This window comes from Betaproteobacteria bacterium (genome assembly GCA_009693245.1).
Taxonomy (GTDB): domain Bacteria; phylum Pseudomonadota; class Gammaproteobacteria; order Burkholderiales; family SHXO01; genus SHXO01.
Genome location: SHXO01000039.1, coordinates 18,032 through 28,374, shown reverse-complemented (window position 1 = coordinate 28,374; position 10,343 = coordinate 18,032). Strand labels below are relative to the sequence as shown.

At 60.1% G+C, this 10,343-nt stretch carries 9 protein-coding genes; 2 read left to right on the top strand and 7 right to left on the bottom strand.

All coding sequences use genetic code 11. The annotated features are described in order from the left end of the window. Positions 1 to 138: 138 nt before the first annotated feature. The 5 genes from EXR36_08300 to EXR36_08280 are packed head-to-tail and all read right to left on the bottom strand — an operon-like array spanning position 139 to position 3,669. Entirely contained in the window at positions 139 to 1,317 is a 1,179-nt protein-coding gene (locus tag EXR36_08300) for a CoA transferase (GenBank protein ID MSQ59629.1), read from the bottom strand. 14 nt (positions 1,318 to 1,331) lie between these two features. Next, complete coding sequence (gene nthA, locus EXR36_08295; GenBank protein ID MSQ59628.1) at positions 1,332 to 1,982, bottom strand: nitrile hydratase subunit alpha; 651 nt, start codon at positions 1,980 to 1,982, stop codon at positions 1,332 to 1,334. Between the two features lie 3 nt (positions 1,983 to 1,985). Next, positions 1,986 to 2,285, bottom strand: a complete 300-nt coding sequence (locus EXR36_08290; protein ID MSQ59627.1) for a nitrile hydratase subunit beta — start codon at positions 2,283 to 2,285, stop codon at positions 1,986 to 1,988. After that, positions 2,278 to 2,580, bottom strand: a complete 303-nt coding sequence (locus EXR36_08285; GenBank protein ID MSQ59626.1) for a nitrile hydratase subunit beta — start codon at positions 2,578 to 2,580, stop codon at positions 2,278 to 2,280. The genes EXR36_08290 and EXR36_08285 overlap by 8 nt, the downstream gene beginning before the upstream one ends. 45 nt (positions 2,581 to 2,625) lie before the next feature. Beyond that, the gene (locus tag EXR36_08280) at positions 2,626 to 3,669 is read right to left on the bottom strand and encodes an LLM class F420-dependent oxidoreductase (protein ID MSQ59625.1); all 1,044 of its coding nucleotides are present in this window, start codon (positions 3,667 to 3,669) and stop codon (positions 2,626 to 2,628) included. 294 nt (positions 3,670 to 3,963) lie between these two features. On the opposite strand from EXR36_08280, the gene rfbF reads away from it, so the two are divergent. Together rfbF and EXR36_08270 are read left to right on the top strand one after the other, a co-directional pair. Then, entirely contained in the window at positions 3,964 to 4,734 is a 771-nt protein-coding gene (gene rfbF / locus EXR36_08275; GenBank protein ID MSQ59624.1) for a glucose-1-phosphate cytidylyltransferase, read from the top strand. A 4-nt stretch (positions 4,735 to 4,738) separates the two neighbouring features. After that, a complete protein-coding gene (locus EXR36_08270) occupies positions 4,739 to 5,719 on the top strand; it encodes an NAD-dependent epimerase/dehydratase family protein (protein MSQ59623.1) in 981 nt (326 codons plus the stop codon). A 190-nt stretch (positions 5,720 to 5,909) separates the two neighbouring features. Here the strand turns inward: EXR36_08270 and EXR36_08265 are convergent, their stop codons facing one another. Together EXR36_08265 and EXR36_08260 are read right to left on the bottom strand one after the other, a co-directional pair. Continuing rightward, positions 5,910 to 7,142: an efflux RND transporter periplasmic adaptor subunit gene (locus EXR36_08265; protein ID MSQ59622.1), complete on the bottom strand. Its 1,233-nt coding sequence runs from the start codon at positions 7,140 to 7,142 to the stop codon at positions 5,910 to 5,912. After that, positions 7,096 to 10,338 carry an efflux RND transporter permease subunit gene (locus tag EXR36_08260; protein ID MSQ59621.1) on the bottom strand — a complete coding sequence of 1,081 codons (3,243 nt, stop codon included), beginning with the start codon at positions 10,336 to 10,338 and terminating at the stop codon, positions 7,096 to 7,098. The genes EXR36_08265 and EXR36_08260 overlap by 47 nt, the downstream gene beginning before the upstream one ends. Positions 10,339 to 10,343 lie beyond the last annotated feature (5 nt).

Here is a 10,343-nt window from a genome sequence, read left to right as displayed (position 1 = left end):
TCGCAAAACGCCTTGAAAGGCGAGAAATAACCCGACTGAAGGTCACCTGGCCGAGAATGAAACTCATTTCGCTAACGCGGTAAGAGATCCGTCGTAGAAAAGTGATTATTAGAGGTGCCCTTAAGGGCAATGGCTCTGCTAAATCGCCTGGTCCCGCTCCAGCCGCTTGACGAAAGCCCCGTCGAATCCTAATTCCGAAAGAATCTCACGGGTGTGTTGCCCCACCGCGGGAACGGGGTCCATGCGCGCCTCCACACCTTGCATGGTTACGGCCGGTATCAACGCTCTCACCGGCCCGTTTGGCGTATCCACAGTGCGCCAGCGGCCGCGGGCCTTGAACTGCTCATGCTCCCAGAACTCTTGCATGGTGTTGAGGCGCGCATTGGCGATCTGGGCGTGGTCCAACCGCTCTACCAGTTGCCCAACGGTGAGCTTCGAGAATACGGCGCCCATGATCTTGCTCAAGGCCTCCCGGTTGGCGTCGCGGTGCGCGTTGGAATCGAACCTAGGGTCGGTGGCGAGCGGCGCTTGCTCCAGGACGGTGGCGCAAAAGCTCGCCCATTCGCGCTCGTTCTGGATGCCGAAGAACACCGTCTTGCCATCGCCCGCGGCGAAAGGCCCGTAGGGATAAATGGTGGCGTGAGCGGCGCCGGTGCGCGGCGGGGCATTGCCGCCGTAGTTCGTGAAGTAGGCGGGGAACCCAATCCACTCGCCCAGCGCCTCGAACATGGATACATCGAAGCTCGTGCCATTGCCTGTGCGGGTGCGTTGAAAGAGGGCGGTCAGGATTCCGGTGTAGCCGTACATACCCGCCGCGATATCGGCAATGGAGATGCCGGCCTTGCTGGGTGTGTCCGGCGTGCCGGAGATGGAAACCAATCCCGACTCGCATTGGATCAGCAAATCGTAGGCTTTTTTATCGCTATAGGGCCCATCGGGGCCGTAGCCGGAAATATTGCAAGCGATGATGCCCGGATATTTATCCAGCAACGCATCGGACGCCAGGCCCAAGCGCGCCGCCGCGCCGGGGATCAGATTCTGCACGAAGACATCGGCCTTCGAGAGCAGGCGGTGCAAGATCTCTGGCGCATCCGGGTGCTTCACATCCAGCGTAAGGCTTTCCTTCGAACGATTCAGCCAGACGAAATGGGACGATTGGCCCAGCACCGTCTTGTCGTAACCGCGCGCGAAATCGCCGGCACCCGGGCGCTCGATCTTGATGACGCGAGCACCCAGGTCGGCCAGTTGGCGGGTAGTGAAGGGGGCGGCAACGGCTTGTTCCAGCGAAACTACGGTAATGCCTTGAAGGGGGAGCATTCCAAGTGCAGGGGCTAGGGGCTGGGGGCTTGGGGCTGGGCGACGCCGATCATGGAATCGCGCGTGACGATTTGGGCCAACTGCTCTTCGCTCCAACCTTCCGTGCCTTCGGGGCGCTTTGGCAGCACCAGATAGCGCATGTCGGCGGTGGAGTCGTGCACGCGGATTACCACGTCATCGGGAACCGTGGTGCCGAACTCCTTCAGCACCTCGCGCGGCTCGTTCACGGTGCGCGAGCGGTAGTTACGGCTCTTGTACCAATCGGGCGGAAGCCCCAGCAGCCACCTCGGGTAGCAGGAACACAGCGTACACACGACGACGTTGTGAACGGCATCGGTGTTCTCCACCACCACCAGCTTGTAAAGACCGCGATCGACCCCGAGGGACTCGACGGCGTCGTTGCCTTCGCTGAGTAGTTGCTCCTTAAAAGCGGGATTGGTCCACGCGCGGGCGACAACACGACCACCCAGCACCGGCGAGCGGCTATCCATGTCCTCCACTTGCCTGCGAATTTCTTCCGCGCCGAGGTGGCCTTTTTCGATCAGCAATTCGCGAATCGCGATTTCCATCGCACGCCAGTAAGTGATGCTATCGTCCAGGTCCGGCCGCGGGGGATTGTGGGGTGCGTGATCATGATCATGGTGGTCGTGGTGTTCGTGTGCCATGGGTCACTCTCCAGGTTCCAGCCAGTGCTGATAGATCTCGATGTCGATACTGTCTCGGTCATTACCGCGGTAGGCCGGCCACACTTCCCTTTGTAAGAAGCGCACCCGGTACAAGGGTTGTTTGGGCGTACCGGGGCGCGCATAGGCGAGTTCCTCCGGGTTTGCGTAAGCGCCGCACAAACGCTCGATCACGCCGCGTTTCCCGCGAATGTAGTAGGGCGTGCGCACATGGCCGATAGGATAGGCCGCGCGCACCGAAACGGTGTCACCCGCCTTGAAGCGCGGTGCGTATGCTTCAGCCATGGCCCCTCGCCTTCGCCTCTTCGATCTTGCGGCCCAGCTCGTCGATGGTAATGATACCGCGCTGTAGCAGGGTTTGGCCGACGGAGTAAATCCAGCGCTCGTAGTACGTCATGCCGTCGTAGGCCTTGGGGCCCAGGCCCTCGATATTCTTGCGCAATTCGTCCACGGTTAGCATGCCCTTCTTGGACAGCAAAACCATGATGGCATCCACACGCTTTTCCCACAGAGCGTAATCGTGTTCGGCGTGATCGATGTGGCCGGCTGGCAATCCGCCCATGTCGTGGTGGCTGCGCATGTTCGCTAACGAAGTGATTGCGTGGAAACCAGTATAGCGCCCGCGCTACGGGGCAACACACTCCGAAACCACGCGTAGCTCTTCCTTGCCGCCCATCATCAGGATCATCGTACGCACGCTCCCGCGCTTTGCGGCTTGCTTCCATGCGCCCAGCCGGCCGCGGATGCGCGCGGCGGGCCCTATGAGCGCTACAGCGTCGATCAGGGCGTCGGGCACGGCCGCGGCGGCTTCCGCTTTACGCCCGCTCAGGAACAGGTCTTGGATGGTGGCGGCCGCGGCTTCATAGCCCAAGCGCCGCGCGTAATCGTTGTAGAAATTCTTGCCGCGAGCCCCCATGCCGCCGATGTAGAGCGCCAGCCACTCCTTGATGGGTCGCCGGCATTCGGCAAGATCGTCTCCCATGCGCACCGGAACATAGGGCGCGATGTCGAACTTCGACAGATCCGGTGGCCGCCCCGCCCGCCGCATGCCCTCTAGAACATGCGGTTCGATCAAATCCGTGCGCTCCGGATCCATCATCAAGAGCAGCACACCATCGGCGATTTCCCCCGCCAAGGCAATTCCGCTCGGTGTGATGGCGGCCGTGTAGATAGGCAAATCGCGCCGGCCGTGAAGAATGCTCTTCAGCGGCTTGCCCAAGCCGGTGGAGCCAGGGCCGGTGTAGGGAATCTGGTAATGCTCCCCTTGGTGCGTGAGCGGCGCCTCGCGCGCGAGAATGGCGCGGATGATGGAGACGTACTCGCGCATGCGCGAGAGAGGCTTGCCATAGGGCACGCCATACCAGCCTTCCACCACCTGCGGGCCCGACGGCCCTAGGCCGAGAATAAAGCGACCGCCGGAAAGCTGGTCCAAGCTCATGGCGGTCATGGCCGTCATGGAGGGCGTGCGCGCGGGGATTTGCAGGATGGAAGATCCGATTCGTAGACGCGTGGTGCGCGCCCCAATCCAGGCAAGGCATGACACCGCGTCGGCGCCATAGGCCTCGCTGCACCACGCGGAATCGAAGCCGAGACGTTCCGCCTCCAGGATCAATTCCATCTGCGCGGCGCTACCGGCGCCACCCACGTTTAAACCCAGACGTAAGCTCATGACCTAGTTGTTCCCTCCATGGAATCGATTACCGGACACCGTGTTTCACTTTGCCGAATAGTGCCATGATCCGAATCGAGTAATCGCGGTATGGCCATACAGAAACCATGTTCGCCCCCTGAGCACGCGTCCTCTGGCGGAGGCGAAGGCCTGCCCAGCCGCCACGCCAGGAGGGCAATTTAACAAAATCTAAAGTCGTCTTTAGGAGGGCCGTTAAGCCCAAGTATGACAATGTTTAAGAATTGGCACGAGTCCGTGGCCCCCGCGCGCACTCGCCAAACAACGCTTTAATCGATGAAGGTCGTCATCCTGGCTGGCGGGTTTGGCACCCGCATCAGCGAAGAGTCTCACCTCAAGCCTAAACCAATGATCGATATTGGCGGCCGGCCGGTGCTTTGGCGCGTCATGAAGATCTTCTCCGCCCATGGCCTGAATGACTTCATCATCTGCTGCGGTTACAAGGGATACCTCATCAAGGAGTACTTCGCCAATTACTTTTTGCACATGTCGGACGTGACCTTCGACATGCGAAACAATCGCATGCAGGTGCACGAGAACGGCGCCGAACCCTGGAAGGTCACCTTGGTGGATACGGGTGAGAAGACCATGACCGGCGGAAGGCTGCGGCGCGTTCGCAAGTATTTAGGCGATGAGCCCTTCTGCTTTACCTATGGGGACGGCTTGGCCAATGTTGACGTGACCAAACTCATCGCATTTCATGGCAGCCAGAATACCCTCGCCACGGTAACCGCCGTGCAACCGCCGGGCCGCTTCGGTGCGCTGAACTTCCAAACCAACAAGATCTGCGACTTCGAGGAAAAACCCAATGGCGATCGCGGCTGGGTAAGCGGAGGCTTCTTTGTGCTATCTCCCCGGGCCTTCGATTACATCGGCGGCGATGACACGTCATGGGAACTGGAACCCTTGAAAACCATTGCACGCGCCGGCCAACTTTCCGCCTTTGTGCATTCAGGCTTCTGGCAACCCATGGACACCATGCGCGACCGGGCGCTACTTGAAGAACTCTGGGCCAGTGGCGCCGCGCCCTGGAAAGTGTGGACATGAAAGCATGGATATAAACGTGGCATTCTGGCGCGGAAAACGCGCCCTGGTCACGGGCCATACGGGCTTCAAGGGGAGCTGGCTAACCTTATGGCTAAAAACCTTGGACGCCCAAGTCGAAGGGATTGCCTTGGCGCCCGCGACGCAGCCCAATCTATACCGGCTTGCCGTGGCACCCGAACTTCCGCCGGATCCATGGACTGACGTCCGAGATAGCAAAGCGGTGGCGCGGTTGCTTACATCCTTCCAACCCGAGGTGATCTTTCACTTGGCCGCGCAATCCATTGTCAGGGTTTCCTACGATGATCCGCTGGCCACCTTTGCCACCAATGTGATGGGCACCGCCAACGTGCTCGACGGCGCGCGCTCAGTGCCTGGCTTACGTGCAGTGGTAGTGGTTACGAGTGACAAGTGCTACGCGAACGAACCCAGCTCGCAAGCGTTCAAGGAATCTTCGGCGCTTGGCGCGAACGACCCCTACTCTGGTAGTAAAGCTTGCGCGGCTCAACGAATTGGTGCGCCGGTACCAACCGGTTTGCTGGGCAACCTTCAGAACCGAAGCTTTTCGGCGAACCTTCGATACCGTGGCAAGGACCGATGGATTGTTGTTCCGAGAACTCGCATGGTCAGCCAATACCGTGTTGGAAGGCAAAGTCCGCCGGTTGCCCCTCGTCTATTGCTGGCGGCGCCTGGACGAAATTCAATTGCTTGGACATCCGTTCTACGCCTTTATCGAGGAACCTTCCGTATTCTTGGACGAGTTCGCGCGCTATCGCGATGCCTTGCTGAAAAGGCTGCGGCACACCAGCCCGATGAACGACCAGGCACTCACGCGAACCCTGGATCTCATTCATTGGCGTTACTTCGCGCGCGAATTCGATCTAGGTGCGATCAATTTCTTCACCGACACCGTACTCGCGCGGCCGGATGCCTCGATAGCCGATGCACAGGTACACAACACGGTAAAACCGCGCCTGCCCAACACTGAGTCAGGGTGGAAAGGAGAGGCGGCACGTGCCGGGCGCACCTATCGCGTGTTTCCCGAAATGCTGGATCCCAAGCCGTCCGAGGAGATACATCTTCCGCTCTCCGCGTTCGATGACTTGCTCGCGGATTTGGACCGGTATCCTTTGAATTAGCGACTTGGAATCATGCCTTCCGCGCCAAACCTCGCCAGCTTATGGTTTGGCTGGCCGTGGCGGCGCGGCAGCAGGCGCCAGAGGTCCCGGAGTTCCGGGTGGCGGCGGTGTGGGACTCACCTTCGCGCCGTCCCCCACGCTGGCAGGCAGGCTTAGCGCCACCTTGTCGCCCTCGGCAACGCCGCTGGCGATGCGCAGGACCTTGCCGTCGGTGCCCGCCACCTCGATGGGACGCAATTGAACGTTCGCGTCCGCGCCGACGATGGCCGCGAAATTTTTCTTGTCGCGCGACACCAACGCGCTCGCGGGAACCTCGATAAAGGCGGTGGCGGGAATCGACAAGATGACGTTGACGAAGCTGCCCGCCACGAACTCGCCCTTGCTGTTATCGAAATCCACTTCCGTCAGCAAGGTGCGCGTTCTGGAATCGAGCTCGGCGGCGACGCGGCTCACTTTGCCTTTCACCTTGCGTGCCGCATTGGCGGCATCGGCGATCTCCACTTCCAAGCCTGGCTTGATGTTGGGCGCCTCGGCTTGCTCCACATAGACCGACACTTTCAGTTTGGAGATGTCGGCGATCGTCACGATGGGCAGTGCCGAAGTCTGATTGGTGGCGGCGTTTTGCACCAACGCCCCTGGGTCCGCATAGCGGCGGGTCACCACCCCATCGAAAGGCGCGTTCAGCACGCGGAAACGGCTCACGGTGCGCAGTTCGTTCAATTGGCTTTGCGCCACGTTGAGTTCCGTTTGCGCATTGTCTTGAGACTGCTTGGAGAAAAATCCCTGAGCCGCCAGATCCTTCGTGCGATCGAGCACTCTTTGCTTGTTCTCGATACCGGCCTTGAGCGTATTCATTTGCTGGTCGATCTCGGGAGATTGGATCTCGGCTATGAATTGCCCGGCCTTCACGCGGTCACCCACGTCCACCGAGATCTTCGCCAGATAGCCGCTGACCTTGGAGTACAGCGTGGCCTGTTTATCGGGCAAGGCCTCGCCCACCAAGACCAGCTTGCGAGTGCTTGGCCCCTTCCACGCGCTGACTACGGCGACCTTGGGCCCTTGCGCCAAGGCCGCCTCACGGGTCTTCACTTCCTCGGATTGATGCGCTTCCTTACCTTTCCAAAAGAACCAGACCGCGCCGGCCACCACGACCAACAATGCGAAGCCCAGAACGTAGAAAACCGCGAAGGATTTATTTCCGTTGGAAGTCGCCAAGATTTTCTTCTCAATAATCAAAACGCTCGCCGCGCGATTCCGCGTCGAAACGCTCATCCAGCCGGTGCAGCACCGGCATCTTTTTGCGCAGCAAACTGTAAATCACCGGCACCACCACCAGTGTGGAAATGGTCGCCATTATCAAGCCGCCTATCACCGCGCGCCCCAGCGGCGCGTTCTGCTCTCCCGCCTCTCCCAATCCCAGCGCCATGGGCATCATGCCGATGATCATGGCCAAGGCGGTCATCACCACCGGCCGCAACCTGGTCTTGGCGGCCTCGATGGCCGCATCGATGGGGCTCATCGCAGGGCGGGCGGCGCGCAGTTCGTTGGCGAAGCTCACGATCAAGATGGAATTCGCCACGCCAATTCCCACCGCCATGATGGCACCCATCAGGGACATGACGTTGAGCGTGGTGCCCGTCAGCGAAAGCATCCATAGGATACCGATCAAGGCGCCGGGCACCGCCATCATGATGATGAAGGGGTCGGTCCAGCTTTGGAACAGGATCACCAGCAGGGCGTAGACCAAAACAATGGCGAGCACCAAGCCAAGCAACATGCTGGTGAAGGAGGCCTGCATCACCTCGTATTGCCCGCGCACCACGATCTTGGTGGTCTTGGGAAAATCCGGCTCGGCGGTGATTTCATCGATCTTCTTCTGGATATCCGTCACGGTGCCGCCCAGATCGCGTCCTTCGATGTTGGCGGCGACATCGATGACTCGCTGCACGGTGTAATGGCTAACCGATTGGTAGCTCGACTCCGGCTTGACGGTAGCCACGTTGCCCAAGGTAATGGTGTTGCCGCCTTGCTGCTGCGTGGGCTGCACGGAGTTCGTCACCACCATCGAGGACGACATGGGCGTGATGGGTGTGGCCAATAACTCTTCCACCGTCGAAATGCGCTCCTGGGGTGTTTGCACGGACACGGTGTAGTTCACCCCGTTGGGGTTGAGGAAATACGAGGGGCTGATGATGGCGCTAGACGAGAGCGACACCAGCGCGCTGGTGGCCACGTCGCGCTGGGTGAGACCCATGCGCGCGGCGCGCAGGCGGTCCACGTCCACGCGTAGCGCGGGATAGTCGAGCACTTGCATCTGGCGCGCATCCACCGTGCCGGGAATGTGCTCCAGCGCCAGCTTCACGCGAGAGGCGTACTTTTGCGCGCGCTCGAAATTGCTGTCCTGAATCTGAATGTCGATGGGAGCGGGCAGGCCGAAGTTAAGCGCCTGGGTCACGATATCGGCATTCTGAAAATAGAAGGTCGAGCCGGGGAATTGTGGAGCGACCTTGGCGCGAATCTCCTTCATGTAGTGCGCCACCGGCTTATGGGGTTTCTTGAGCAAGATGAGGACATCGGCGTCCATGCCGCTGATGTTATCGGTGGGCACCATGGTCAAGTTAAAGAATAGCGGCACGCCCACCATGTTGTTGATGCGGTCCACCTCCTGCTCTGGAATCACCTTGCGGATTTCGTCGTTCACCCGCAGTACCAGCTTTTCCGTTTCCTCGATGCGCGTCCCCACGGGCGCGCGGAAATGCAGTTTCATGATGCCCACGTCGGCGGCGGGGAAGAAATCCGATCCCACCACGCGCACCAGCAGGGCGCTTGCGCCGCCGATGACCACCATCATGACGACGACGAATACCCGGTGGTGCAAGATGACCGCGAGCACGGACCCATAGAAATTAATGAGCCCGTCCAATACTCGTTCGCGGGCGTGATTAAAGCGCTGGCCAAAGGTCTTGGGTGCCGTTCCGTCGTCGTGGTGTTCGCCTTCCAGCAAGAAACGCGAGAGCATCGGCACCAAGGTGAAGGACAAAATATAGGAAGCGAGCAGCGAGAACACCACTGCCAGCGCCAGCGGCGTGAAAAGGTATTTCGACACGCCATACAGAAAAGCTACCGGGGAAAACACGATACAGATGGCTAACGTCGCCATGGTTCGCGGCATGGCCACTTCGCGCGAGCCTTCGAGGATGGCCACCGTGAGCGGCTGGCCAAGCGCGCGGTGCCGGTGAATGTTCTCCACCGCCACCGTGGCGTCATCCACCAAAATACCGGTGGCCAACGCGAGGCCGCTCAGTGTCATGAGGTTGATGGTATTGTCGGTGAGATAAAGGCAAATGATGCCCGCGAACATGGCGCAGGGAATGGAGGTGATCACCACGATGGTGTTGCGCCAGCTACCAAGAAACACCAGAATCATCAAGCTCACCAGCAGCGAAGCCAGCACCGCCTCGAATGTCACGTTCCTGATGGCGGCGCGCACGAATTTGGATTGATCGAAATCCAGGCTGATTTCCATTCCCTCGGGAGCGGCCGCCTGGATCTCCGGTAACAGCTTGCGCGTGGCTTCCACCACGGCGAGACTGGAGGCGTCGGCGTGCTTCAAGATCGTGAGATAGGTAGCGCGCCGCCCGTCCACGTGCACGATGTTGTTTTGCACCGCGAAGCCGTCTTCCACCTTGGCCACGTCGCCCATCAAGACCGGCACGTCGTTCACGATTTTGAGCGGCATGCGGTTGAATTCCTCCACCGTGGGCGGGCTGGAGTTCATCAGCACGTTGTAATCGGTGGTGCCGATGCGCGCGGTGCCAGATGGAATCAGGAGATTGGAAGTTTGCAGCGTTTGGATCACATCGTTGGGCGATACGCCCTTCGCCTGCATCAGGGTTGGGCTCAAGTCCACCGAGATCTGGCGTAACTTTCCGCCGAAGGGCGCGGGAACCTGCATGCCGGGCACGGTGAAGAGCTTCACGCGCACGAAGTTGAAGGCGTGGTCGAATATTCTTCCTTCCGGCAGCGTCTTGCTGAAGAAGGTCATGTTCACGATGGGCAAGGAGGCCGGGTTGTACTTCACGATGACCGGCGGCGAAATCCCCGGCGGCAGGATGCGCAATATGGTGCCGTTGATGGCGTTGATCTGGGAGATGGCGGCGCCGATGTCCATCCCGGGATGGAAGTAAACCTTGACGAGGCCGATGCCCGGAATGCAGGTGGACTCGATGCGCTCGATACCCGCCACGGTGGTGGAGTACGCGCGCTCGCTGATGATGACCACGCGCCGCTCCATTTCCTCGGCGGATAGCCCCGAGTACTGCCAGCCCACGGAAACGATGGGAATGTCGATGCGCGGAAAGAAATCCACGATCATGCGCGAGGCCGAGAGCGCGCCCAGCAGCAGGATCAGCAGCGACAATACCGCGATGGTGTACGGGCGGCGTAACGAGAGCCCAACCAAGGCCATCATGG